The 25,064-nt window shown below is 61.4% G+C and carries 19 protein-coding genes and 1 riboswitch; of the genes, 12 read left to right on the forward strand and 7 right to left on the reverse strand.

Translation table 11 applies throughout. The features are described 5' to 3' along the window. Positions 1–26: 26 nt before the first annotated feature. Genes A7976_RS02495 through A7976_RS02520 form a run of 6 tightly spaced genes read left to right on the forward strand, consistent with a single transcriptional unit; the run spans position 27 to position 5,801 of the window. Positions 27–1,055: a MoxR family ATPase gene (locus A7976_RS02495; protein WP_067106398.1), complete on the forward strand. Its 1,029-nt coding sequence runs from the start codon at positions 27–29 to the stop codon at positions 1,053–1,055. Between the two features lie 4 nt (positions 1,056–1,059). Beyond that, positions 1,060–1,923: a DUF58 domain-containing protein gene (locus A7976_RS02500; protein ID WP_067106400.1), complete on the forward strand. Its 864-nt coding sequence runs from the start codon at positions 1,060–1,062 to the stop codon at positions 1,921–1,923. Continuing rightward, entirely contained in the window at positions 1,920–3,335 is a 1,416-nt protein-coding gene (locus tag A7976_RS15320; protein ID WP_240483770.1) for a DUF1097 domain-containing protein, read from the forward strand. The genes A7976_RS02500 and A7976_RS15320 overlap by 4 nt, the downstream gene beginning before the upstream one ends. Further along, on the forward strand, positions 3,332–4,318 hold the full coding sequence (locus A7976_RS02510; protein WP_067106402.1) for a VWA domain-containing protein: 987 nt from the start codon (positions 3,332–3,334) through the stop codon (positions 4,316–4,318). The genes A7976_RS15320 and A7976_RS02510 overlap by 4 nt, the downstream gene beginning before the upstream one ends. Continuing rightward, positions 4,303–4,839, forward strand: coding sequence for a hypothetical protein (locus A7976_RS02515; protein ID WP_067106404.1), 537 nt, complete (start codon positions 4,303–4,305; stop codon positions 4,837–4,839). The genes A7976_RS02510 and A7976_RS02515 overlap by 16 nt, the downstream gene beginning before the upstream one ends. Then, complete coding sequence (locus tag A7976_RS02520; RefSeq protein ID WP_067106406.1) at positions 4,836–5,801, forward strand: VWA domain-containing protein; 966 nt, start codon at positions 4,836–4,838, stop codon at positions 5,799–5,801. Before A7976_RS02515 ends, A7976_RS02520 begins: the two co-directional genes overlap by 4 nt. Here the strand turns inward: A7976_RS02520 and A7976_RS02525 are convergent. The 3 genes from A7976_RS02525 to metE form a co-directional block, all read right to left on the reverse strand. Then, positions 5,798–6,889 (reverse strand): ribonucleotide-diphosphate reductase subunit beta, encoded by a 1,092-nt coding sequence (locus A7976_RS02525; protein WP_067106407.1) that lies wholly within the window; start codon positions 6,887–6,889, stop codon positions 5,798–5,800. The two genes, A7976_RS02520 and A7976_RS02525, sit on opposite strands and share 4 nt — an antisense overlap. A 31-nt stretch (positions 6,890–6,920) precedes the next feature. Continuing rightward, positions 6,921–9,719 carry a ribonucleoside-diphosphate reductase subunit alpha gene (locus A7976_RS02530; protein ID WP_371440602.1) on the reverse strand — a complete coding sequence of 933 codons (2,799 nt, stop codon included), beginning with the start codon at positions 9,717–9,719 and terminating at the stop codon, positions 6,921–6,923. Between the two features lie 201 nt (positions 9,720–9,920). Next, a riboswitch (cobalamin riboswitch) is annotated at positions 9,921–10,136 on the reverse strand. Between the two features lie 60 nt (positions 10,137–10,196). Then, positions 10,197–12,476, reverse strand: coding sequence for a 5-methyltetrahydropteroyltriglutamate--homocysteine S-methyltransferase (metE, locus tag A7976_RS02535; protein ID WP_067107333.1), 2,280 nt, complete (start codon positions 12,474–12,476; stop codon positions 10,197–10,199). Between the two features lie 113 nt (positions 12,477–12,589). Here metE and A7976_RS02540 point away from each other — a divergent pair, with 113 nt between their 5' ends. The 6 genes from A7976_RS02540 to A7976_RS02565 all read left to right on the forward strand — a co-directional run bounded on the left by A7976_RS02540 (position 12,590) and on the right by A7976_RS02565 (position 19,909). Then, the gene (locus tag A7976_RS02540) at positions 12,590–13,504 is read left to right on the forward strand and encodes a LysR family transcriptional regulator (RefSeq protein ID WP_067106411.1); all 915 of its coding nucleotides are present in this window, start codon (positions 12,590–12,592) and stop codon (positions 13,502–13,504) included. Positions 13,505–13,657: 153 nt separating this feature from the next. Then, a complete protein-coding gene (locus A7976_RS02545) occupies positions 13,658–14,137 on the forward strand; it encodes a formate dehydrogenase subunit gamma (RefSeq protein WP_067106413.1) in 480 nt (159 codons plus the stop codon). Then, positions 14,134–15,687 carry an NADH-quinone oxidoreductase subunit NuoF gene (locus A7976_RS02550; protein WP_067106415.1) on the forward strand — a complete coding sequence of 518 codons (1,554 nt, stop codon included), beginning with the start codon at positions 14,134–14,136 and terminating at the stop codon, positions 15,685–15,687. The genes A7976_RS02545 and A7976_RS02550 overlap by 4 nt, the downstream gene beginning before the upstream one ends. A 282-nt stretch (positions 15,688–15,969) precedes the next feature. Next, a complete protein-coding gene (gene fdhF / locus A7976_RS02555; protein ID WP_067106417.1) occupies positions 15,970–18,837 on the forward strand; it encodes a formate dehydrogenase subunit alpha in 2,868 nt (955 codons plus the stop codon). Continuing rightward, positions 18,837–19,691 carry a formate dehydrogenase accessory sulfurtransferase FdhD gene (fdhD, locus tag A7976_RS02560; protein WP_082877939.1) on the forward strand — a complete coding sequence of 285 codons (855 nt, stop codon included), beginning with the start codon at positions 18,837–18,839 and terminating at the stop codon, positions 19,689–19,691. Before fdhF ends, fdhD begins: the two co-directional genes overlap by 1 nt. Next, a complete protein-coding gene (locus A7976_RS02565) occupies positions 19,688–19,909 on the forward strand; it encodes a formate dehydrogenase subunit delta (protein ID WP_067106419.1) in 222 nt (73 codons plus the stop codon). Before fdhD ends, A7976_RS02565 begins: the two co-directional genes overlap by 4 nt. A 34-nt stretch (positions 19,910–19,943) precedes the next feature. Here A7976_RS02565 and A7976_RS02570 read toward each other — a convergent pair whose 3' ends face one another. The 4 genes from A7976_RS02570 to acnB all read right to left on the reverse strand — a co-directional run bounded on the left by A7976_RS02570 (position 19,944) and on the right by acnB (position 24,944). Beyond that, positions 19,944–20,786, reverse strand: coding sequence for a 23S rRNA (adenine(2030)-N(6))-methyltransferase RlmJ (locus tag A7976_RS02570; protein WP_067106421.1), 843 nt, complete (start codon positions 20,784–20,786; stop codon positions 19,944–19,946). Then, a complete protein-coding gene (locus A7976_RS02575; protein WP_067106423.1) occupies positions 20,780–21,538 on the reverse strand; it encodes a tRNA pseudouridine(65) synthase TruC in 759 nt (252 codons plus the stop codon). Before A7976_RS02575 ends, A7976_RS02570 begins: the two co-directional genes overlap by 7 nt. A gap of 267 nt (positions 21,539–21,805) precedes the next feature. Continuing rightward, entirely contained in the window at positions 21,806–22,240 is a 435-nt protein-coding gene (locus tag A7976_RS02580) for an FUSC family protein (protein WP_240483771.1), read from the reverse strand. A gap of 145 nt (positions 22,241–22,385) precedes the next feature. Next, positions 22,386–24,944 carry a bifunctional aconitate hydratase 2/2-methylisocitrate dehydratase gene (gene acnB / locus A7976_RS02585; protein ID WP_067106424.1) on the reverse strand — a complete coding sequence of 853 codons (2,559 nt, stop codon included), beginning with the start codon at positions 24,942–24,944 and terminating at the stop codon, positions 22,386–22,388. Between the last annotated feature and the right edge of the window lie 120 nt (positions 24,945–25,064).

The following is a 25,064-nucleotide window of genomic DNA, read 5'->3' on the forward strand; positions in this document are numbered from 1 at the left end:
GGCGGCACGCTCAAAAGGAAGAGAATATGGACATGGAAGTGATCGAGCACCAGCTCACCGACTGGCGCACCCAGGCGCTCAGGCTGGAAAACGAAGTCGGCAAGATTATCGTCGGCCAGCAACGGGCCATCCGGCTGATCACCATTGCGATCTTCGCCCGCGGCCATGTGCTGCTGGAAGGCGACGTGGGCGTGGGCAAAACCACCTTGCTGCGCGCCTTTACCCGCGGCATCGGCGGCGGATACGAGCGTATCGAGGGCACGGTCGACCTGATGCCCAATGATCTCGTCTATCACACCTACCTGGGCGAAGACGGGCGCCCGCACGTCGATCCCGGCCCGCTGTTGCGCAGCGGCGAAAACCTGTCGGTATTCTTTTTCAATGAAATCAACCGCGCACGGCCGCAAGTGCATGCGCTGCTGCTGCGGGTGATGGCCGAGCGCAGCCTCGCCGCGTTCAAACGCGAGCATCGCCTGCCGCACATGCTGGTGTTTGCCGACCGTAATCAGCTGGAAAAGGAAGAAACCTTCGAGATTCCTTCCGCCGCGCGCGATCGCTTCATGATGGAAATTCCCATCGTGGCGCCTTCCGAGCGCGACATCCGCCGCTCGCTGGTATTCGATACGCGCTACCACGACACCGACCAATTGACCGAGCAGGTCGAGCCCGGCCTGCTCGCCTTCGATCAGCTCAATGTCTTCGGCGCGCGCTTGCAGCAGCATATTCAGGCCAGCCCCGTGCTGGAAAACTATGCGATGGACTTGTGGGAAGCGACGCAGACTCCGGCCAGATTCGGCATCAAAATCGACGGCGTCGATGCTTCCCGCCTCGTGCATGCCGGCGCCAGCCCGCGCGGCATGGGCATGCTGCTGCGCGCGGCGCGGGTGCATGCCTGGCTGATGAATCGGGATCACGTGCTGCCGGACGATATCCATGCGGTGTTCCATGAAACCGTGGCGCACCGGCTGGTGTTCAGCTCGATGTATGAAATGCGCCGCACCGCGCTGGCGCGGGAATTGATGAGCAGCATCCTCCGCACCGTCGCCGTGCCTTGAAACCATGATCCCGGCCTACGCCCAGGCGTTTACCTACCAGATACTCTGGCGCTCGCGCAGCTTGCGCTCCGGCCTGCATCGGGGCGCGCAGGGCGGGCTGGGCATGGAATTCCGCGGCAATGTGCCGCTGACCGACTACCCGGATGCGCGACGCATCGATTTGCCGCAGACGCTGCGCGACCCGATGGATCAGCTGCATGTACGCGTCTTCAACCAGAAAAACCCGACGCCGGTGTTCGCCGTCTGCGACCTTTCCGGCTCGATGCAATTCGCCGGCCGCCGCAACAAGCTCGCGCTGGCTGCCGAAATCGCGGCATCCATCGCCTGCTCGGCCGACCAGAACAGCGACACGTTCGGTTTTGTCGGCTTCGACGACATCGTGCGCGAAGACTGGCTCAGCCCACCCAGCCGGCGCATGCATGAAGCATTCGAACTGACCTCGCGGCTGATGGAGTATCGCCCCGCCGATGCCGGGGCGGAAGGCCTGCTCGACGTCAATCGCTATCTGGGATCGGCGCGCGCGCTGGTGTTCCTGATCTCGGATTTCCATATGCCGCCCGAGCGCCTGGAAGAAGCGATCAACACCTTGTCGCGGCATCACGTCGTGCCCATCGTGCTGTGGGATAGTGAGGAATACCGCCAGCTGCCGCGCCTGGGCTTGAGCGCCATCATCGATCCGGAAACCGGCGCCCAGCGCACGCTATTCTTCCGGCGCGAACTGCGCGAGCGTTTCGAGCAGGCATTCGCCGCACGTCGAACGTTGCTGGAGGCCCTGTTTTTGCGCTACGAAATCCCGCCCTGCTTCATCGATGACGAGTTCAAGGCCGAAGCGCTGACGGAATATTTCCATCAATTTTCAGCACTATGAAAACTCTCCTGTTCATTTTCTGCCTGCTGCTCGCTTTTTCCGCCCAATCTGCGAACGATGAACGCTATTCATTGCATGTTGACAACCCAGAGCGGGATATCGGCCATATCGTCGGCGACAGGATAACCCGCACGGTCGTGCTGGATGTGCAGCCGCCGTACGCGCTGGCTTCGGCCTCTCTGCCAGCCAAAGGCCTGAACCGGCAAGGCATCGAGCTGCACGATATTGAACTGCACACATCCTCGTCCTCCGGCGCGACGCGCTACACCGTGCGGCTCGATTACCAGGTATTCACCCGCGCAGTCACCCCCAGAAAGGTCGCCCTGCCGCAGGAAACATTGCAACTGAAGGGGAATAGCCGGACCATCAAGGTCATGATCCCGGCCTGGAGCTTTCGCGTATCACCGCTGGCGGCGCAGGGCGAGACGCACATCGAACAGGACATGAGCCCCTTCCGCGGCCCGATGCTGCGCGAAGCAAAGACGGCCCAACAACTACTGGCGGCGTGCATCGCGCTGATCGCTTTCGCGGCCGGAGGCTTGTTGTATTTCAACGGCAACCGCCGCTGGCTGCCAGGCATGGGCGGCCCTTTCGCCGCAGCTTCCCGGCAATTGCGCCGCCTGCCCGTCGGCGACACGCAGCAGGCCGTGGCGGCGATACACCAGGCCTTCAAGCGCACCTTCGGCGCCAACCTGTTCAAACCCGACCTGCCGAAATTTTTCGCAGCCCATCCGCGCTTTGTGCCGGTGCGCCAGGAAATCGAGGATTTCTTCCGCCTGTCGGATGGCGTGCTGTTCGGCGCGGCGGCCACGGACAGCTACACCCCGCACAAGCTCCGCCATTTCTGCAACCTCTGCCGCGACTGCGAGCGAGAGCCGTTCGCACTGCCGCCGCTGACGGCAGTGACCGTCAGCAGCATCGTGCTGACCTTGGCCATCGTGCTGCTGATGCAGAAAATCGAGGTACTGCCGATGTGGCCGCTGGTGATTGCCTGGGCCTGCTTCTTCCATCTGGGAGGCGGCGAAAAACCGCGCGCGGCGGTGGTTTCCGTGTTCGTCAGCACCGTGTTCGGCGTGCTGATGGGCTGGCTGTCGGCACTGGCGATCATGAGCAACCCAATACCGGAACTGATGCCCGGCACGATCTGGGCGGCACTGGTGATTGCGCTCGCGGTCGGCATCATCAGCGTTTGCGCCTACTGGAAAACGCTGTCGATCACGCCGGTGTGCATCTACGGCTATGCCGCCACCTGGGGCTATCTCGATGTGCCGGGGCGTTTCGACTGGGCCGTGCTGACCGCCTTGGACTGGCAGAACGTGGTGCTGGTATTGCCGGCGGCCATCGCAGTCGGCTGCGCCTTCGCCTATGTCAACGCGCGCATGGTGGGCATGCTGGTGCGGAGCGCGCCATGAGCTTCGATCAACCCTGGTTTCTGCTGCTGTTGCCGTTTGCCTTCGTGCCGTTATGGCTGGAGCGCCGCCATGGCCGCGTGTACTCCTGGGTGGCGCTGGCGCCCAAGGATGCACTGTCCGACCTTGCCGGACTATTGCTGCGCGCGCTTTCGGTTGGAATACTGGCCTGCCTCACCCTGGCGCTGGCCGGGCCGCGCGGGCCGGAGCAGGCTATCCAGCGCATCGGCAAGGGCGCGCAGATGGTGCTGGTGATCGACCGTAGCGCGAGCATGGACGACCCCTTCGCCGGCAGCGAAGCCAGTGGCCGCGCCGGCGAGAGCAAATCCGCCGCAGCCAGACGGCTGATCACGAAGTTTGTAAACCAGCGCCCGGATGACATGGTGGGCGTGGTGACCTTCAGCAATTCGGCGATGCACGCCATCCCCCTCACGCAGAGCCGCGAAGCGATCCATGCCGCCATCGATGCGGCGGGAGGCTCCGGGCTTCTGCAGACGAATATCGGCGCCGGGCTCACGACCGGCGTGACGATGTTCGAAAAGATGCCGGATTCCGGCTCGCGCGCCATCATGCTGCTATCGGACGGCGCCGGGCGCATCACGCCCAAAGCCAAGCAGAAAATCGCCGACTGGCTGGCACGCCAGCGCGTCAATCTCTATTGGATCGTGCTGCGCCAGCCGCATGGCATCAGCATTTTCAATCCCAACCTGCAAGTTGCGAACGACGGTCTGGAACCGGCGGAAATCGAGCTGCACAGGTTTTTCCAGACGCTGAAAACCCAGTATCGCGCTTATGAAGCGGACAATCCTGCCGCGCTGCAATCGGCGATGCAGGACATCAACCTGCGCGAAAAGAAACCGATCCGCTATGCCGAGCGCATTCCCGGCCGGGATTACACGGATTCCCTTGCCATCGCCGCCCTGTGCATGCTCGCACTGCTGCTCGCCGCCAAACATCTGGGAGTGAAATCGTGGCAACCCGCCTGAAAACGAAGAACCGCGTCCTGCTGGCCGCGCTCGCGATCGGCATTGCCGGCGCGGCTTACCAGGCGTTCGAATTGCGGGAAATCGCAACCTTCAATCGCGCTGTAGCGACCGGCAAATCGCCGGCCGGGGAAACACAGCGCTTTGAAGCCAGGTTTTCGGCCGCCTACTGGCTGGCGCGTGAAGGACGCTACCAGGATTCCACCCAATTACTCACGCAGCTGGTGGAAGCCGATTCCGACCCGCAACGTCAGGCCTCGGTGCAATACAACCTCGGCAATATCTTTTTCCTGCGCGGCCTGATGGTGAACCGCAACGGCGACGAAGTGCGGGACGAGGCCGAGTATTTGCTGACACAGGCGAAAATCGCCTACCAGCAATCCCTGCGGCTCGACAACATCCCGATGGATGCGCGCCACAACCTCGACCGCGTGCTGCGCATGCTGCCCGAGAATGCAGGCGCCCAGGACGAGCAGGACCAACTGGGCATCGTGATGGGCAATATCCCCACGGGTTTGCCATGAGATGGCAGCGCGATACCGTCCTGCATGCCGCCGCGGCGCTGCTGGTGCTGGCGGCCTTGCTGCACCCTGCGATCCCGCTGAAGCGCGATCTGCACAACTACCTGCTGGTCGCGGACGTGACGCAAAGCATGAACGTGGAGGATATGCCGCTGGGCTCCGGCAAGGTCAGCCGCCTCGCCTATACCCGGCACCTGATGAAAGAGACGGTCACCCGCCTGCCATGCGGCAGCCATGTCAGCCTGGGCGTGTTTACCGCAGAAAGCATCGCGCTGCTGTTTACGCCGATTGAGGTTTGCGCGAATTTCGACGTCATCCAGGACAGCATCGCCCATCTCGAATGGCGCATGGCCTGGCGCGGCAACAGCCGGCTCCGGTTCGGATTGAAGGCCGCCAGCGCGACGCTGGATGCGCTGCCCATTCCCGCACAGATGGTGTTTTTCACCGACGGCGATGAAGCGCCCAAGCTGAATGCCATTAACAAACTGGATCTGTCGCACTGGCAAGGCGGCGAAGGCTGGCTGATGGTGGGCGTCGGCGGCGACGAGCCCATGCCGATCCCCAAATTCGACAGCGAGAACCATATCCTCGGCTACTGGGCGACGACCAACATGATCCTTGCCCCGTCGCAGGTGCAATCGGAAGAATCCGTCGGCACGCGCGACGACACGATTGCCAGCGACGACTACAACCGCTACCTCTCGCGGCTGGATGAGCCTTATCTCAAGGAGCTGGCGCTTGAAATCGGCGCGCGCTACCTGCGCGGCGGCGATGCGGAATCGCTCACCGAAGCAATGCGCCGCCAGCCGGCGGCAGGCCACGCGACCATCGACGTGCCGCTGACTCGCCCCCTGCTTCTGCTTGCGTTGCTGCTGATACTCGCCAGTTACGCCCAGGCCGTCCCTGGCGTCTGGCGCGCTTTTGTCGACGCCAGACGCATGCAGCCTGCGCGTTTGCCCGATTAATCCCAGCTCAGCGCTCCGCCGGTCTGGTATTCCGTCACCCGGGTCTCGAAGAAGTTTTTCTCCTTTTTCAGGTCGATCATTTCGCTCATCCACGGGAAAGGATTGGTCGCTCCGGGATACAAGGCATCGAGGCCGATCTGCTGGCAGCGGCGGTTCGCGATGAAACGCAGGTATTCCTTGAAAATCGGCGCGTTGAGGCCCAGCACCCCGCGCGGCATGGTGTCCTCCGCGTAACGGTATTCGAGCTCCACCGCCTGCCGCATCAGGTCGGCAATTTCTTCGCGGAAAGCCGGTGTCCACAGATGGGGGTTCTCCTGCTTGATGGTGTTGATGAGGTCGATGCCGAAATTGCAGTGCATGGACTCGTCGCGCAGAATGTACTGGTATTGCTCGGCCGCGCCCGGCATCTTGTTCTGCCGCCCCAACGCCAGGATCTGCACGAAACCCACGTAGAAGAACAAGCCTTCCATCATGCAGGCAAACACGATCAGCGAGCGCAGCAATTGCTGGTCGGCAGTCGGCGTGCCGGTGCGGAATTCGGGGTCGGTGAGCGTGTCGATGAACGGAATCAGGAAGTCGTCCTTGGCGCGGATGCTGGGGATTTCATGGTAGGCGTTGAAAATCTCGCTCTCATCCAGCCCCAGGCTTTCGACGATGTACTGGTAGGCGTGAGTATGAATCGCCTCCTCGAACGCCTGCCGCAGCAGATATTGCCGGCACTCCGGAGCGGTGATGTGGCGATAGGTGCCGAGCACGATGTTGTTGGCCGCGAGCGAATCGGCGGTGGTGAAGAAACCAAGGTTGCGCTTGACGATCAGGCGCTCGTCCGCCGTCAGCGCGGCGGCGTCCTTCCACTGCGCGATATCGCGGCTCATGGAAATTTCCTGCGGCATCCAGTGGTTGGCGCAGCCCGCCAGGTACTTGTCCCAGGCCCAGTGGTATTTGAAAGGGACCAGCTGGTTGACGTCGGTCTTGCCGTTGATCGCGCGCTTGTCGGACGCGTTGACGCGGCCGGCCGCCGCGGCTTCCGTAGCCGGCGGCACATCGGTAGATGCAATGGCGAGGGTTTCTTCTTCAAAAGTCAGCATGTGGATTTTCCTTTTATATTCTGTTGAAGGCTTATTGGCAGGCTTCGCAAGTCGGATCGTCGATCAGGCATTGCTTGGGCTCCGGCTCCGCATGCGGCATCTGCGACGACACCGCATTGAGCTCGCCACCCTGGCCGGTGGATTTCTCGGCGGCGGTCGCTCCCAGCGAGCGCAGGTAATAGGTCGTCTTGAGCCCGCGCTGCCATGCAAGGAAATAGATGTCGTGCAGCTTCTTGCCGGACGGCGCCGCAAAGTACAGGTTGAGCGACTGCGCCTGGTCGATCCATTTCTGGCGACGCGCGGCCGCCTCGACCAGCCAGACCGGATCGACTTCGAACGCGGTGGCATACAGCGCCTTCAACTCGGCCGGAACGCGCTCGATGGCCGCGAGCGAGCCGTCGTAATACTTGATGTCCGCCACCATCACGTCGTCCCAGAGTCCGCGCCGCTTGAGCTCTTCCACCAGCGTTTCATTGACGATGGTGAATTCGCCCGACAGGTTGGATTTGACGTACATGTTCTGGTATTCCGGCTCGATGCTGGCCGACACGCCGACGATATTGGAAATCGTCGCCGTCGGCGCGATCGCCACGCAATTCGAATTGCGCATGCCCACCGCCTGGATACGACCGCGCAGCGCCGCCCAATCGAGGGTCGAGGACGCATCCACTTCCAGATGGCCGCCGCGCTCCTCGGCCAGCATGCGCAGGGTATCCGGCGGTAGCACGCCGCGTTCCCACAGGCTGCCGCGGAAAGTCGAATAAGCGCCCCGCTCTTCGGCCAGATCGGTAGAAGCCCAGTAGGCGTAATAGCACACCGCCTCCATGGTCCGGTCGGCAAACGTCACGGCCTCATCCGAAGCATAGGAAACGCGTAGCGCATGCAGGCAATCCTGGAAACCCATGATGCCCAGTCCGACCGGCCGGTGGCGCAGGTTGGAATTGCGCGCCTTGCCCACTGCGTAGTAGTTGATGTCGATGACGTTGTCCAGCATGCGCATGGCGACGCGGATGGTGGCCCGGAGCTTTTCGCGGTCGAGCACGGTTCCGCCGTTTTCCTGCTTCAAGTGCGCCAGCAAATTGACCGACCCCAGGTTGCACACCGCGATTTCGGTGTCGGATGTGTTCAGCGTGATCTCGGTGCACAGGTTGGAACTGTGCACCACGCCCACGTGCTGCTGCGGCGAGCGGATGTTGCATGCATCCTTGAACGTGATCCACGGATGGCCGGTTTCGAACAGCATGGAAAGCATCTTGCGCCACAGCTGCACTGCCGGAATCCGCTTGAACAGCTTGATCTCGCCGCAGTCGGCGCGGCGTTCGTATTCGGTATAAGCCGCCTCGAAAGCCTGGCCGTAAAGATCGTGCAAATCGGGCACGTCGGAGGGCGAAAACAGCGTCCACTCCGCGATTTCAGCCACGCGCTTCATGAACAGGTCGGGAATCCAGTTGGCCGTATTCATGTCGTGCGTGCGGCGGCGGTCGTCGCCGGTGTTCTTGCGCAGGTCGAGGAATTCCTCCAGGTCGAGGTGCCAGGTTTCCAGATAGCCGCACACAGCGCCCTTGCGCTTGCCGCCCTGGTTTACCGCGACGGCAGTGTCGTTGACGACCTTGAGGAATGGAATCACGCCCTGGCTCTTGCCGTTGGTGCCCTTGATGCGCGAACCGAGCGCACGCACCGGCGTCCAGTCGTTGCCGAGGCCGCCGGCGAATTTCTGCAGCAGCGCGTTTTCCTTGATGCCCTGGTAGATGCCGTCCAGGTCGTCGGACACGGTGGTCAGGTAGCACGACGACAACTGGGAATGCAATGTGCCGCTGTTGAACAGCGTGGGTGTGGAACTCATGAACTCGAACGCCGACAACACGCGATAGAACTCGATGGCGCGCGCTTCGCGGTCGATTTCGTTGATGGCAAGCCCCATCGCGACGCGCATGAAGAACACCTGCGGCAGTTCGATGCGGCGCTCTTCGATATGCAGGAAATAGCGGTCGTACAAAGTTTGCAGGCCGAGATAACCGAACTGCAGATCGCGCTCGGCCTCCAGCGCCGACGCCAGCCGCGCGAGGTCGAACTGCGCCAGGCGCGGATCGAGCAGCGACGCCTCGATGCCGGTTTTGACGTAATGCGGAAAATACTCGGCATAGGCCGTTGAAGCTTCCGTCGGCGATACCGGCCGCCCCAATACCTCGGCGCGAATCTGGTCGAGCAGCAGCCGGGCCGTAACGTAGTTGTAGGCGGGCTCGCGCTCAATCAGGCTGCGTGCGGAAAGCACCAGAGCACTGCGTACTTCCCGCGACGAAATTCCATCGTAAAGATCGCGCAACGCCTGCTCCACGACACGCCGTGCAGAAACCGACTCGCCCAAGCCGATGCAGGCCGCATCGACCGTCGCCTCAAGCGCCGACCGATCCAGCGCGAGCTTGCGCCCATCGTCGGCGATCACATGCAGCGCCGGCGCCTCGGGCGTGTGATGCGCCCGCTCCGTAGCGCGCTTTTCGCGGTACAGCACGTAGGCGCGGGCCACGTCGTGCTCGCCGGAGCGCATCAGTACAAGCTCCACCTGGTCCTGGATATCCTCGATATGCACCGTGCCGCCTGCGGGCCGCCGGCGCGACAAGGCGTGGATGACCGACTCGGTCATCTGCGTCACCTGCTCGCGCATGGCGGTAGAAAGGGATGAATGTTCGCCTTGCACGGCGAGAAACGCCTTGCTCATGGCGAGGGAGATTTTTTCCGGGTTGAAGTCGACCACCGCCCCGTTGCGTCGTATTACCTGGAAAGAATGAAAGGCCGGAGTGGCGTTGTCATACTGCCTGCTGCCGATAACCATGTCGTCCATGCTGTGCTCCTGTAGCTGGGCGGGGGAAATGGCATGACCAGACGGCGCCGTTCCACGGAACGATCCATGGGCCACGGAACGATCCGTGGAACGGCTAGCCGAAAACCGGAATGGCGCCGATGCGATTGTGCGCATCATGCACTTGCCGAGGACACCCCGCCTCAAACGTTGTAGAAGAGCCCATTCCTGTCGGAACAGACTCGAATCCACGGCAGGTCTCCTGGCTTCCGGGTCGTTGCGCGTCGCCGGCCTTCCCGGTGTGTCACCAGTGGCTTTGGATGAGCGGCGCGCTCGCCGGATACAGTTGCGGGGGCAGCTCCGGCTTTCAGGCGTTGCGCCTGTTACCGGATTCCCTATTATCCCGGCCTTCGCGATGAAGGGTCGGGAACCGTAGTGACGCTATTAGACACAACAGCCTGCGATCATGTCAACACAAAAACACAACATATTGTAATATTATTAAAATTCCTATTGTGTTTCATCAGCTTGCAGCGAATCCCGCAAGCCTTGCGCGGCCTCCACCATGTTATGCAAGGCCAGCCGCGTCTCCTCCCAGCGGCGGGTCTTGAGGCCGCAGTCCGGATTGACCCACAAGCGCGACGCAGGAATAACTTCCGCCGCGCGGCGCAGCAGCGTCTCGATGTCGTTAACGGACGGAATGCGCGGCGAGTGAATGTCGTAGACGCCCGGCCCGATCTCGTTGGGATAGCGGAATTCGCCGAACGCGTCGAGCAGCTCCATGTGCGAGCGCGAAGTCTCGATGGTAATGACATCGGCATCCAGCGCGGCGATGGACGGCAGGATATCGCCGAACTCCGCATAGCACATGTGCGTGTGGATCTGCGTCGTGCTGTCCGCCACGCCGGCCGTCACGCGGAAAGCACGCACTGCCCAGGCGAGGTAAGCCGGCCATTGCGCCTGCTGCAGCGGCAAGCCCTCGCGCAGCGCCGGCTCGTCGATCTGGATCGCCGCGATACCGGCCCCCTGCAAGTCGTCCACCTCGTCCCGGATCGCCAGGGCAATCTGCAACGCCGTCGTCTGCCGCGGCTGGTCGTCGCGCACGAATGACCATTGCAGCATGGTCACCGGCCCGGTCAGCATGCCCTTGACCGGCCTGTCGGTGAGCGATTGGGCATATCGCGCGGTCTCGACAGTCATCGGCTGCGGGCGGGAAACATCGCCGTAGATGATCGGCGGCTTCACGCAACGCGAGCCGTAGCTTTGCACCCAGCCGTTTTGCGTGAATGTGTAACCGGTCAGCTGTTCGCCGAAATATTCCACCATGTCATTGCGCTCGGCCTCGCCGTGTACCAGCATGTCCAACCCCAGCGCTTCCTGCTCGCGGATGGCATATTCGATCTGCCGGGCGATCTCTTTTTCGTATTCCGCCTTATCTATCCTGCCGCTACGCAATGCGGCGCGGACACCGCGTATCTCGCCGGTCTGCGGGAAAGAACCGATGGTGGTCGTCGGCAGCAAGGGCAATTGCAACCGCTCGCGCTGCACACGCTGCCTCTCGGCAAACGATGCGGAACGCTGCTCCGCGGTTGCACTCAGCGAGGCAATGCGATCCTTGACGGCAGCGTCATGCACACGCGTGGATTTCCGTCTGGACGCAATGGCCGCGCGCGCGGCGGCAAGCGCTTCGGCCATCGAATCGACGCCGTCATTCAATGCACACCGCAGGATGCCAAGCTCCGCCACCTTCTCATCCGCGAATGCCAGCCAGGAACGCAGTTCGGCATCCAGCGCGTGCTCGTGTGCCAGCGTGACCGGTACGTGCAGCAGCGAACAGCTCGGCGCAAGCCACAAGCGGTCGCTTAGCCGTGCCGCCCAGGGCTCCAGCAACGCCAATGCCTGGTCGAGATCGGTACGCCAGATATTGCGGCCGTCGATTACGCCCGCCGACAGCACCCAATGTCCCGGAATGGCATTGACCCAGGGGCCGAGTTGCTGCGGTGCCCGCACCAGGTCGAGATGAATGCCGTCTACCGGCAGGCTGGTAATGTAAGGTTGGTAGCGCGCCACGCTGGCGAAATACGTTGCCAGCAGGATTTTCGGCCGCGATTGCCGGAACCAGGCATAAGCCCGTTCGAACGCGCGCAGCCATGTTTCGTCGAGATCCAGCGCCAGTACGGGCTCGTCTATCTGCACCCATTCGATGTTGCGGTGCTTCAGTTCGGCAAGGAGATAGGCGTATTCGCGGCAAAGCGCATCCAGCAGGCTCAGCTTGTCGATGCCCTGCGCCTTGCTCAGGCGCAGAAAACTGACGGGACCCAGCAGCACCGGCTTCACCTGGACGCCGATACTTTGCGCCTCGTCGATCTGGGCCAGATAATCGTGGGCGTTGACCTTGAACGCGGTTTTACCGTCCAGCTCCGGCACGAGGTAGTGGTAGTTGGTATCGAACCACTTGGTCATCTCCAGCGCCGGCTGGCCTTCGTTTCCCCGCGCCAGCGCAAAATAAGCGCGCTCGTCGATTTCCTTGCCTTGCAGTTCGAAGCGGGAGGGAGTCGCGCCGAATAGTACGGCATGATCGAGCACGTGGTCATAGAGCGAAAAATCGCCGACAGCCACGAAATCCAGCCCTGCCGCGCGCTGTTTCTGCCAATTGGAGGTGCGTAGGTCTGTCGCGACCGCCTGCAACTCCTGCGCCGAACACTCGCCCTTCCAGAAGGCTTCCAGCGCAAACTTGAGCTCGCGTCTTTCGCCGATGCGCGGATAACCCAGAAGATGTGCAATTGCCATGAATATCATCCTTGTCTTCAATTGAAAGGCAGCCATTGTCCGGCGATGAAATCAATTAAAAAAGCGAAACTTTTTGTGATAAATTTGAATTAAATTCATATCACAGGTAAGCCATGCTCGAAATCCGCCATTTGCGTTCCCTGCTCGCCATTGCCGAAACCGGCAAGCTCGCGCATGCAGCGGAGCGCGTCCATCTCACGCAATCCGCGCTCTCGCACCAGATCCGCGCATTGGAGGAGCATTACGGCATCACCTTGTTCCAGCGCACCGCGCACGGCCTGCGCTTCACGCCTGCGGGAGAACGCCTGCTTGAATTGGGGCGCAGCGTCACCGCCCAGGTCGGCACCGCCGAACGCGATCTCGCCAGGCTCAAGAGCGACCAGTCGGGCGAGCTCAGAATCGTGCTGGAATGCCATACCTGTTTCGATTGGCTGATGCCGGTGATGAATGCTTTCCGCCAGGCATGGCCGGAAGTCGAGGTCGATCTGGTCGCGGGATTCCACAGCGAACCGTGGCAACTGATCAAGGAAGGCAAGGCGGACATCGTGATCGGCGGATTGCCTGAAGGGATAACCGGGCTGGCGCACGCGCCGCTGTTCGAGTTCGAGATCATGGCCGTGCTGCCGCCGGATCATGCGTTGCGTAGTCGCAAATATCTCAAGCCAGCGGATTTTGCGCAGCAGACCATCATCACCTACCCCGTACCGGAAGCGCGCATCGACCTGATCCAGCGCGTGCTCGCACCTGCGGGCATCGTTGTCGAAAGGCGCACGGCCGAGCTGACCATCGCCATCATGCAGCTCGTCGCCAGCCGGCGCGGCCTCGCCGCATTGCCGAGTTGGGGCATCGGCAGTTATCTGGAGCACGAGTACGTCATCGCCAAACCCATAGGCACAAAGGGCTTGTGGTCCGAGCTTCATGCCACGGGCAAGCCCGACCTGCTCTCCCGACCCTATGCCGTCGATCTCGTGAATATCATTCGCGAAACCTGCGCTGCCCACCTGGCCGGCATCCGGCTTCTGCCCTGAAGATGAGATTTTCGCATTGACGCCCAGGCTGATCGAGGGTATATTTTTTCATATATAACGAATTTACCTCTCCCTTGCGGGAGAATTTTTTGACTTTCGATATATATGGAAAAATATATTGAACCTCCGAACCGCAACTTTCCGGCGAGACCCATGAACCCGCACGAGAATTATCAGCAGGCAGTCGAAACGGCGATTGCCTTGAACAAATCCAAACCCGGGGCGCTGCTGCCTATCCTGCATGCGATCCAGGATCGTATCGGCCATATCCCGGCGGATGCCGTGCCCATCATTGCCAGCGAACTCAACCTGTCGCGCGCGGAAGTGCACGGCGTGATCAGTTTTTATCACTATTTCCGGGATACGCCCCCGGGCCGCCATACCGTGCAGATCTGCCAGGCCGAGTCGTGCCAGGCGATGGGTAGCCCGCAGTTGACAGTCTTCGCGAAAAAAACCCTGGGGATAGATTTTCATGAGACTACCGCGGACCAGGCGTTCTCGCTGGAACCCGTCTATTGCCTCGGCAATTGTGCCTGCTCTCCTTCCGTCATGATCGACGACGAAGTCCATGGTCGCGTTAGCCATGAGCGGCTGGCCGCCTTGCTCGAACAGGCGCGAAAGGAGCAGGCATGAGCATCAAGGTTTACGTTCCGCGCGACTCCAGCGCGCTGTCACTCGGCGCAAACAAGGTAGCGATGGCCATCGTCTTCGAAGCGGCCATGCGCGGCGCCAGCATTGAACTGGTGCGCAACGGCTCGCGTGGCATGTTCTGGCTGGAAACGCTGGTCGAGGTCGAGACACCTGAAGGCCGCATTGCTTACGGCCCGGTACGGCCGGAGGATGTACGCAGCCTGTTCGAAAATAATTTCCTGTATGGCGCTGAGCACCAGTTGCGTCTGGGACTGACGGAGGCAATCCCTTTCCTGAAAAACCAGGAGCGCCTGACCTTCGCGCGCGTCGGAATTACCGACCCGGTCTCGCTGCAGGATTATCTTGCGCATGACGGCTATCGCGGCCTGAAGAATGCCCTGGGCATGAGTGGTGCCGACATCGTCAAGCAGATCACCGATTCCGGCCTGCGCGGTCGCGGCGGCGCGGCATTCCCCACCGGTATCAAGTGGAACACCGTGCTGAACACGGCAGCCGACCAGAAGTACATCGTCTGCAACGCCGACGAAGGCGACTCCGGCACCTATTCCGACCGCATGATCATGGAAGGCGACCCCTTCGTGCTGATCGAAGGCATGACCATCGCCGGCATCGCGGTCGGCGCAACGCAGGGCTACATCTACCTGCGCTCGGAATATCCGCATGCCCTCGAGGCGCTGAACGAAGCGATAGCAGCCGCCGTGGCTGACGGCTATCTGGGTGAGAATGTCCTCGGCAGCGGCAAGGCCTTCCACCTGGAAGTCCGTCGCGGCGCCGGCGCCTACGTGTGCGGTGAAGAAACCTCGCTGCTGGAAAGTCTGGAAGGCAAGCGCGGCATCGTGCGCTTCAAACCGCCATTGCCGGCGATCGAGGGCCTGTTCGGCAAGCCCACCGTCATCAACAACGTGATTTCGCTGGCGTCCGTGCCCATCATCCTCGACAAGGGCGGCGAGTTCTACCGAGACTATGGCATGGGTCGTTCGCGCGGCACGCTGCCAATCCAGTTGGCGGGCAACCTCAAACAGTGCGGCCTGATTGAAAAAGCCTTCGGCGTCACGCTGCGCGAACTGCTGTATGACTATGGCGGCGGATCCGCCACCGGCCAGCCGATCCGCGCAGTGCAGGTCGGCGGTCCGTTGGGCTCCTTTCTGCCGGAATCGCAATTCGACACGCCGCTCGATTACGAAGCGTTCACCGCAATCTGGGCCGTGCTCGGTCACGGCGGCATCGTCGCCTTCGACGACAGCGTGGACATGGCGCACATGGCCCGCTACGCAATGGAATTCTGCGCGATCGAATCCTGCGGCAAGTGCACGCCCTGCCGCATCGGCTCCACGCGCGGCGTGGAAGTCGTCGACAAGATCATCGAAGGCCACGATCACGCGGCCAACGTGCAACTGCTGCGCGATCTGTCCGACACCATGCTCAATGGCTCGCTGTGCGCGCTGGGCGGCATGACGCCCTACCCGGTGCTGTCGGCGCTCAATCATTTCCCGGAAGATTTCGGCCTGCCGCACAAGCAGCAAGCCGCGTAAAGAAAGAGTAGGAGTCTGTTTCAGTAGTAAATGAAAGATGCGTTTGTACACGACAGGGATGGATGCAAGGCGCAGCGCGCAGCCAATGGTCGTCCATTGGCAAGCGGTGCAACGCCGCAGACGCCCTGTCGTGCGCAAACCCTACGGGCCGGCCATGCATTGCGCGCATGGCGTTGTTACTCACCGCTCATTTGGAATGACCAAACCACGCGGCTCTTGCCTAGCCCTGCGCGCAATGCATGGCCGGCGCACATTCATTTACTACTGAAATAGGCTCCCATCATGGCATGCAATTGCGGCAACGGCGGCTGTAGCACAGACTACGGCACCCCGGCACGAGTTTCCGAAAAACTGGTCACGCTGGATATCGACGGCATCGAGGTTTCCGTGCCCGAAGGCACGTCGCTGATGCGCGCGGCGGCCGAAGCCGGCGTGGAAATTCCCAAGCTTTGCGCGACAGACAGCCTGGAACCGTTCGGCTCCTGCCGCCTGTGCCTGGTCGAAGTGGAAGGTCGACGCGGCTATCCGGCCTCCTGCACCACGCTGGCCGACAACGGCATGAAGGTAAAGACGCAAACCCCTAAATTGGCCGACATTCGTCGCGGCGTGATGGAGCTTTACATCTCCGACCACCCGCTGGACTGTCTCACCTGCTCCGCCAACGGCAACTGCGAACTGCAGGACATGGCTGGCGCAGTCGGCCTGCGCGAAGTGCGCTACGGCTATGAGGGCGAGAACCACTTAAAGAGCACGAAGGATGAATCCAATCCCTACTTCAGCTACGACCCGTCCAAGTGCATCGTGTGCAACCGCTGCGTGCGTGCCTGCGAGGAAACGCAAGGCACTTTCGCGCTGACCATCGACGGCCGCGGCTTCGACTCGCGTGTATCGCCGGGCCAGATGGAAAGCTTCCTGGATTCCGAATGCGTCTCCTGCGGCGCCTGCGTACAGGCCTGTCCGACCGCAACGCTGATGGAAAAAACCATCACCATCCACGGCCAGCCCGAGCACAGCGTGATCACCACCTGCGCCTACTGCGGCGTCGGCTGCTCGTTCAAGGCGGAAATGAAGGGCAGCCAGGTGGTCAATATGGTGCCCAACAAGGACGGTCACGCCAACCACGGCCACAGCTGCGTCAAGGGCCGCTTTGCCTGGGGCTACGCGACACACGCAGATAGAATTACCACGCCGATGATCCGCGACAGCATCAACGATCCGTGGCAGGTCGTCAGCTGGGAAGAAGCCGTCGCCTACGCCGCTGGACGCTTCAAGGAAATCCAGGCCAGGTACGGCAAGGATTCCGTCGGCGGCATCACCTCCTCGCGCTGCACCAACGAAGAAACCTATCTGGTACAGAAGCTGGTGCGTGCCGCCTTCGGCAACAACAACGTCGACACCTGCGCCCGCGTCTGTCACTCGCCGACCGGTTACGGTCTGAAACAAACCCTGGGCGAATCCGCCGGCACACAGACCTTCGATTCCGTGATGTATTCCGACGTGATCATGGTCATCGGCGCCAATCCGACCGACGGCCACCCGGTATTCGGCTCGCAAATGAAGCGTCGTCTGCGCGCAGGGGCAAAGCTGATCGTCGTCGACCCGCGCGCGATCGATCTCGTCAAGTCGCCGCACGTCAAGGCGGACTATCACCTCAAGCTGCGTCCGGGCACCAATGTCGCCGTCGCCAATGCGCTGGCGCACGTCATTGTGACCGAAAGCCTCGTCAATGAGGAATTCGTCGCCGAGCGCTGCGAAGCCAAGGCCTTCAATGAGTGGAAGGAATTTGCCGCACGCCCGGAAAACTCGCCGGAGACACTGGAAGCCGCGAGCGGCGTGCCGGCACAACAAATCCGCGAAGCCGCACGGCTGTATGCAACCGGCCGCAACGCGGCGATCTATTACGGCCTCGGCGTCACCGAGCATAGCCAAGGCTCTACCATGGTGCTCGCCATCGCCAACCTGGCCATGGCCACCGGCAACATCGGTCGCGAGGGCGTGGGTGTCAACCCGCTACGCGGCCAGAATAACGTCCAGGGCTCGTGCGACATGGGTTCTTTCCCGCATGAATTACCCGGCTACCGCCATGTGTCGGACGATGCCGCGCGCGGTTTGTTCGAGCAGGCCTGGGGCGTCAAGCTGGACAATGAGCCCGGCCTGCGCATCCCCAACATGTTCGAAGCGGCGATGGACGGCAGCTACAAGGGGCTTTACGTTGAAGGCGAAGATATCGCTCAGTCCGACCCCGACACCCAGCACGTTATCTCCGCTCTGGAAGCAATGGAGTGCGTGGTGGTGCAGGATCTGTTCCTCAACGAAACCGCCAAGTTCGCGCATGTATTTTTCCCCGGCTCGTCCTTCCTCGAGAAGAACGGCACTTTCACCAACGCCGAGCGCCGCATTTCACCGGTACGCAAGGTGATGCCGCCGCTCGCTGGCAAGGAAGACTGGGAAGTCACGCAGATGCTATCCAACGCGCTGGGCTACCCGATGAACTACAGCCATCCGTCCGAGATCATGGACGAGATCGCCCGCCTCACCCCGACCTTCCACGGCGTCAGCTACAAGAAGATCGACGAATTGGGCAGCGTGCAATGGCCGTGCAACGAAGAGGCGCCGCAGGGCACGCCCATCATGCACATTGATGAGTTCGTGCGCGGCAAAGGCAAGTTCTTCGTCACGCGCTACGTGCCGACAGACGAAAAGGTAACGCAGAAATTCCCGCTGATCCTGACTACCGGCCGCATCCTGTCGCACTATAACGTCGGCGCGCAAACCCGCCGTACCGCCAACACCGCGTGGCACCCGGAAGACGTGCTGGAAATCCATCCGCACGACGCCGAGGAGCGCGGCATCCAGAGCGGCGACTGGGTCGGCATCCAGAGCCGTGCCGGCGAAACCGTACTGCACGCGAAGATCACCGAGCGCATGCAGCCCGGCGTAGTGTATACCACCTTCCACCACCCGTTCTCGGGCGCCAACGTCATCACCACGGACAACTCCGACTGGGCAACCAATTGCCCGGAATACAAGGTGACGGCAGTGCAGGTAATGAAGGTGACGCAGCCGTCCGAATGGCAGCAGCGCTACCGCAAGTTCAGCGAAGTGCAGCAGGAGTTGCTGCAAAAACGTGAAGCAGTGAAAGCGCAGTAATGGAACCGATGCCGCGTTTCTGCGGGCCTGCCGAGGAGTTTGCGCACGCCAGCCACCGCACGCGCGCTGTCGAGCGCTGGCAGCACGGCAGGGAGGTGCACGCGCTGGATCAGGTCGCGGAAGAAGTGCCGGTAGCCATGGTGTACAACGGCATTTCGCACGCGGTGATGCTGGCGACTCCGGCCGGACTGGAAGCGTTCGGCCTGGGTTTCAGCCTCGCGGAAGGCATTCTGAAGCACAAGCGCGAACTGTACGATACTGAAATCGTCCAGCGGCGCGATGGCATCGAGCTGCACATGACCATCGCACAGGAGCGCTTCGTCGAGTTGAAAAGCCGCCGGCGCAACCTGGCGGGGCGTACCGGCTGCGGATTGTGCGGCACGGAAAGCCTGCAGCAGGTGATGCGCCCGACTGCGCCGGTGGAATCCGGTTTAAGCCTGCATCCGCACGCCGTACATGCGGCGTTGGCCGGCTTGCCCGGCTACCAGTCGCTGCAAGCGCTTACCGGCGCAGCGCATGCGGCGGCCTGGGTTTCGCCGGCAGGTGTCATTCTGCACTGCGAGGAAGACATCGGACGCCATAACGCGCTGGACAAGCTGATCGGTACGCTTGCTCATCATGATGCGGATATCCGCGATGGCTTCGTTATCGTCACCAGCCGCGCCAGTTATGAAATGGTGCAGAAATGCGCCACGCGGGGCATCGCCGTATTAATCGCGGTGTCCGCGCCCACCAGCTTCGCCATCGACCTCGCACAGCAAAGCGGCATGACCCTCGCCGGCTTCGCACGCGGCGGCAGCCATGTCGTTTATACCCACTCGCACAGACTTATCGAACCGCAGGAAAAGCAATGAACACTCAGAATCTCGTCAAAATGGCGAACCAGATCGGCCAGTTTTTCGAAGCCGAGCCCGACCAGGCTCAGGCTGCCAGCGACGTGGCGACACATATGAAACGCTTCTGGGATCCGCGCATGCGCAAAGCCATCATCGAATATGCCGGCAAGGGTGGCGAAGGCTTACTCCCCATCGTGCTGCAAGCCGTCAGCGCGAACCCGCAATTGCTGGCTTGAATCCTCAGCCGGGCTGATGCCCCGATCAAGAAGCTTATCCTTCGCTTTTCTCCAGCGTATAGTTCGCGCCCTCGCCGCCCAGCGTGGCGACCAGCCAGGGCATCGCTTCCTGCAGCATCGCATGCAAAGTCCAGGGCGGATTGAGGATGAACAGTCCGCTGCCGTGCATGCCAAAGCCGTCCGGGCTGGGCATGTTGATGTCCAGCGCGACATGCAGCCACTCCTTCACCGGCAGTTTCTTCAGGTTTTCCAGCATCGCCGGGACTTCATGGCGCTGCAATTGCGGGTACCAGATCGCATAGGTACCAGTCGCGAAACGTTGCAGCGCATCTTTTAGTGCCGTGATCACGTGGCGGTAGTCTTCCTTGACCTCGTATGGCGGGTCGATCAGCACCAGCGCACGCCGCGACGGCGGCGGCAGCAGCGCCTTGAGCCCGGCGAAACCATCCGCCTGCTGGATTTGCACGCGACGGGCTGCGCCTTCGAAGGTCTGCTGCAACAATTTGATATCAGTCGGATGCAGTTCAAACAGACGCAGCCGGTCATCCGCGCGCAGAATATTCCAAGCGATCAGCGGCGAGCCGGGATAGAGCTTGCGACCGCCGTCCGGGTTGATGGCGCGCACCAGCTCGACATAGCGTTTCAGCAGCGCGGGCAGGTCGTCGCGATCCCATAGCCGTGCGATGCCCGACTCGTACTCCGCATTCTTCGCCGCAAAGCCGGTATCGAGCTGATAGCAGCCGGCCCCGGCATGCGTGTCGATCACCCAGTACGGCTTGTCCTTCTGATTGAAGTAATCGAGCATCGCCGCCAGCACGGCGTGCTTGAGCACATCGGCGTGATTTCCGGCATGGAAGGCGTGGCGATAACTCAGCATAGGGTTTCCGTAAGATAAAGAGTTGGGACGGCACGATGCATGTCGAGGGCCGTCAATACATTCATGAAATCATCCGCCAGAGGCGCAATCAGCGTCAATGGCTGCCCGGTCGCAGGATGCATCAGCGCAAGCGACGCGCTCGCCAGCAACATGCGCTGGCAACCGAACGCCTGCTGAAAGAAGCGGTTATGCCGTCCCTTGCCGTAGGTCGAATCACCGATGATGGGATGCGAAATATGCTTCAGATGCCGCCGTAACTGGTGGCGCCGCCCGGTCAGAGGATCAAGCTCCACCAAGGCATAACGGCTGGTCGGATATTTATCCACGCTGACATTGCATTCCGCCGTGGCGAGCCTGCGATAGCGCGTCACCGCAGCCTGCGCTTCGGATTCCATATCCTTGCCCGACCATTCGTAATCGTCGCGGATGCGCGTCAGCGGATGATCGATCACCCCGCTTTCCGGCGGATGTCCGCGCACGACGGCAAGGTAAATCTTGGAGACCATCTGCGCCTCGAACTGCGCCGTCAGCACCCGCCCCACCTCCGGCTGCAACGCAAACAGCAGCACGCCGGACGTACCCTTATCGAGACGATGAACAGAGTAAACCTTGCAACCCAGTTGGTCGCGCACGATTTGCAGCGCAAAGCGCGTCTCGTGTCGGTCAATATCGCTACGATGCACCAGCAGTCCGGAAGGCTTGTGTACCGCGACCAGGAATTCATCGCGGTACAGGATGGGGAGTGTTTCCAAGGTTAGGGCGTGTTCACAGTAATTTCGCGTCTGCGACGGGGGCGATTTGGGATGCTATCCGCGAAGCAAGACACGCAGTTATGTCGCTCACAACAAGTGGCTTGCGACAAAGGAGGGCGACCAAATCGCCCCGTCCCAAGTTGCTTCAAGAAAGCGCGTCTGCGGCGTTGCGCAGCTTGCGAATGGAATAACCATTCGCTGCACCGTGCGCCTTGCATCCATTGCTTTCTTGAAGCAACGCAGTCGTGAAATTACTGTGAACACGTCCTAAATCAGATGGCCGAGGATAAAACCGATGATGATCCCGACGATGAGCGCAATGGTCAGCCCGCGATAGGTTAGCACGTCCTTGGAATAACCGCGCTTGATGGCAATGAAAGACACCAGATAACCGAGCGCATTCAACAGCCAGATGATCGGAATCGCCAGCACCTTGACGATCAACGGGCCGACAAAAGGGATCAGCCCCAGCACCCCCACCATCCAGGCAAACAGGCTGGACAGCAGGCCGAACAGCACCGCGCCCCCGACGATGACGCGATCATCGACATTGAACCGAAAGCCCAGCCAGACCAGGCCAATCAGCAGCGCCAGCAAAGGCAGCATGACTTTCCAGCTTTTCAGCGCCACATGCGGGAAAAGCGAGGCTTCAGTGAAAGGCTGTTGGGGAGTTCCAGTTTTCTTGGGCCTACGAATTGCCATGGTTTTCTCCGGATATTGCATTTAAGTCTCTGGATCCGATTTTTGCCGGAATAACGAAGCCGAGGGGCACCCCCCGGCCAGCTTCCATAATTTCGGATTGCGCTCCCTTCACCTCGCAAAGGGAGTAGGCATCAGAACAGGAGACTTACGCCGGCTCCTCGACAATCGGGATAATCTTCTTCACATACGCCGGCATCCTGTCGAAATTGAGATAGCGATAAATACTTCCCGCATCCTTCGACAGCTTGTCGCCTATCACGGCCAGATACTCTTCCGGCGTCGGCATCTTGCCCATACGCGCGCACACCGCTGCCAACTCGGCCGAGCCAAGATAGACTCGGGCGTCCTTGCCCATGCGGTTATCGAAATTGCGCGTCGAAGTCGAGAACACCGTCGCACGGTCAGCCACGCGCGCCTGGTTGCCCATGCACAGCGAGCAACCCGGCACTTCGGTGCGTGCACCGGCGCGGCCGAACACCGAGTAGGCACCCTCTTCGCGCAGTTCGGCTTCGTCCATGCGCGTCGGCGGCGCGATCCACAACCGCGTCGGGATGATGCCGGCGTCTTCCAGCACCTTCGCCGCCGCACGGTAGTGGCCGATGTTGGTCATGCAGGAGCCAATGAATACTTCGTCGATCTTGTCGCCGACCACTGCCGACAACGGCTTGATATCGTCGGGATCGTTAGGGCAGGCCACCAGCGGCTCCTTGATCTCGTTGAGGTCGATCTCCAGCACGTAGGCATATTCTGCGTCGGCGTCAGGTTGCAGCAGCTCCGGCCTGGCCAGCCACGCCTGCATAGCTTCAATGCGGCGACGCAGGGTACGTGCATCCTCATAGCCGTTGGCTATCATGTTTTCCATCAACGCGATGTTGGAGTTGAGAAACTCGATCACCGGCTCCTTGTTGAGTCGCACCGAGCAGCCGTTGGCGGAGCGTTCGGCAGAAGCGTCTGCGAACTCGAAGGCCTGCTCCACCTTGAGGTCCGGCAGGCCTTCGATTTCAAGGATGCGGCCGTTGAAAACATTCTTCTTGCCCTGCTTGCCGACCGTCAGTTCGCCCTTCTGGATGGCGGCATAGGGAATTGCGTTGACCAGGTCGCGCAGCGTAATACCGGGCTGCATTTCGCCCTTGAAGCGCACCAGCACCGATTCCGGCATGTCGAGCGGCATCGCGCCCATGGCTGCGGCAAACGCCACCAGGCCGGAACCGGCCGGAAAGGAGATGCCGATGGGGAAACGGGTATGCGAATCGCCGCCGGTGCCGACTGTATCCGGCAGGATCATGCGGTTGAGCCAGGAGTGGATCACGCCGTCGCCCGGACGCAAGGACACGCCGCCGCGGCTGGACATGAACTCCGGCAGCGAGTGCTGCAGCTTGATATCCACCGGCTTGGGGTACGCGGCGGTGTGGCAGAAGCTCTGCATCACCAGGTCGGAGGAGAAGCCGAGGCAGGCCAGCTCTTTCAACTCATCGCGCGTCATCGCGCCGGTAGTATCCTGCGAGCCGACGGTGGTGATCTTGGGTTCGCAATAAGTGCCGGGACGGATGCCTTCCACGCCGCAGGCGCGGCCGACCATCTTCTGTGCCAGCGTGTAACCCTTGCCGGTGTCCTTGGGCGCAATCGGCTTGATGAACAGCTCGGACGGCGGCAAGCCCAGCGCTTCGCGTGCCTTGGTGGTGAGGCCGCGACCGATAATCAGCGGGATGCGGCCGCCGGCGCGCACTTCGTCCGGCATCGTCAGCGGCGCCAGCTCGAAAGTGCTGATGGTCTCGCCCGCTTCGTTGGTGATCTTGCCCGCAAACGGATGGATCACGATCACGTCGCCGGTGTTCATCTGCTCGACATTGCACTGGATCGGCAGCGCGCCGGAGTCTTCGGCGGTATTGAAGAAAATCGGCGCGATCTTGCCGCCCAGCACGATGCCGCCGGTACGCTTGTTCGGAATGCAGGGGATGTCTTCGCCCATGTGCCATTGCACGGAGTTGATCGCGGATTTGCGCGACGAGCCGGTGCCGACCACGTCACCGACATAAGCGAGCGGCAGACCCTTTTCTTTGAGTTTCTGAATGGTGTCGAGGCCGTCCGGCATCTTGGAAATCAGCATCGCCTTGGCATGCAGCGGGATGTCCGGGCGCGACCAGGCTTCCTGCGCCGGAGAAAGGTCATCGGTATTGGTTTCGCCCGGCACCTTGAACACCACGGCACGGATTTCCTGCGGCAAGACCTTGCGCGCGGTGAACCACTCGGCTTCGGCCCAGGATTCGATCAGGCGCTTGGCATGCGCGTTGCCGGCCTGCATTTTTTCCTGCACGTCGTGAAAGGCGTCGAACATCAATGTGGTGTATTTCAGCGCGTTGGCAGCCTCTTCGCCCAGCGGCGAATCCAGCAGCGCCACCAGCGCCTGCACGTTGTAACCGCCTAGCATCGTGCCAAGCAGCTGCACGGCCTTGACCGGCGAGACCAGCGAAGAAGTTGCAGTGCCTGACGCGATATCGGAAAGAAATGCCGCCTTGACGTATGCCGCCTGGTCCACGCCGGCCGGAACGCGATTTTCAAGCAGTTCCAGCAGTGTAGTTTCCTCGCCGACAGGCGGATGCTTGAGCAATTCAACCAGCAGCGCGGTCTGCTCTGCGGAAAGAGGAAGTGGCGGCAGACCAAGCGCGGCACGCTCGGCGACATGGTCCCGATAGGCATTCAGCATGATTTCAATTCCAGCATAGGCAAAAGCTGAATTATAGCGGAGAGCGGAGCAGTAACCTATTCACCCGGCCTGTTGCGCGCTATCCGGCAAAGCCTGCTTGCCCCGCCTTCCGTGCACGAA

Origin of the sequence: Methylobacillus sp. MM3, assembly GCF_001645185.1 — a bacterium.
Taxonomy (GTDB): domain Bacteria; phylum Pseudomonadota; class Gammaproteobacteria; order Burkholderiales; family Methylophilaceae; genus MM2.

What these genes read in the sequence shown, in the direction of transcription:
- A7976_RS02495 (WP_067106398.1), top strand. Translation starts at nt 27, where the DNA reads ATGGACATGGAAGTGATCGAGCACCAGCTCACCGACTGGCGCACCCAG.
- A7976_RS02500 (WP_067106400.1), top strand. Translation starts at nt 1,060, where the DNA reads ATGATCCCGGCCTACGCCCAGGCGTTTACCTACCAGATACTCTGGCGC.
- A7976_RS15320 (WP_240483770.1), top strand. Translation starts at nt 1,920, where the DNA reads ATGAAAACTCTCCTGTTCATTTTCTGCCTGCTGCTCGCTTTTTCCGCC.
- A7976_RS02510 (WP_067106402.1), top strand. Translation starts at nt 3,332, where the DNA reads ATGAGCTTCGATCAACCCTGGTTTCTGCTGCTGTTGCCGTTTGCCTTC.
- A7976_RS02520 (WP_067106406.1), top strand. Translation starts at nt 4,836, where the DNA reads ATGAGATGGCAGCGCGATACCGTCCTGCATGCCGCCGCGGCGCTGCTG.
- A7976_RS02525 (WP_067106407.1), bottom strand. Translation starts at nt 6,889, where the DNA reads ATGCTGACTTTTGAAGAAGAAACCCTCGCCATTGCATCTACCGATGTG.
- A7976_RS02530 (WP_371440602.1), bottom strand. Translation starts at nt 9,719, where the DNA reads ATGGTTATCGGCAGCAGGCAGTATGACAACGCCACTCCGGCCTTTCAT.
- metE (WP_067107333.1), bottom strand. Translation starts at nt 12,476, where the DNA reads ATGGCAATTGCACATCTTCTGGGTTATCCGCGCATCGGCGAAAGACGC.
- A7976_RS02540 (WP_067106411.1), top strand. Translation starts at nt 12,590, where the DNA reads ATGCTCGAAATCCGCCATTTGCGTTCCCTGCTCGCCATTGCCGAAACC.
- A7976_RS02545 (WP_067106413.1), top strand. Translation starts at nt 13,658, where the DNA reads ATGAACCCGCACGAGAATTATCAGCAGGCAGTCGAAACGGCGATTGCC.
- A7976_RS02550 (WP_067106415.1), top strand. Translation starts at nt 14,134, where the DNA reads ATGAGCATCAAGGTTTACGTTCCGCGCGACTCCAGCGCGCTGTCACTC.
- fdhF (WP_067106417.1), top strand. Translation starts at nt 15,970, where the DNA reads ATGGCATGCAATTGCGGCAACGGCGGCTGTAGCACAGACTACGGCACC.
- fdhD (WP_082877939.1), top strand. Translation starts at nt 18,837, where the DNA reads ATGGAACCGATGCCGCGTTTCTGCGGGCCTGCCGAGGAGTTTGCGCAC.
- A7976_RS02565 (WP_067106419.1), top strand. Translation starts at nt 19,688, where the DNA reads ATGAACACTCAGAATCTCGTCAAAATGGCGAACCAGATCGGCCAGTTT.
- A7976_RS02570 (WP_067106421.1), bottom strand. Translation starts at nt 20,786, where the DNA reads ATGCTGAGTTATCGCCACGCCTTCCATGCCGGAAATCACGCCGATGTG.
- A7976_RS02580 (WP_240483771.1), bottom strand. Translation starts at nt 22,240, where the DNA reads ATGGCAATTCGTAGGCCCAAGAAAACTGGAACTCCCCAACAGCCTTTC.
- acnB (WP_067106424.1), bottom strand. Translation starts at nt 24,944, where the DNA reads ATGCTGAATGCCTATCGGGACCATGTCGCCGAGCGTGCCGCGCTTGGT.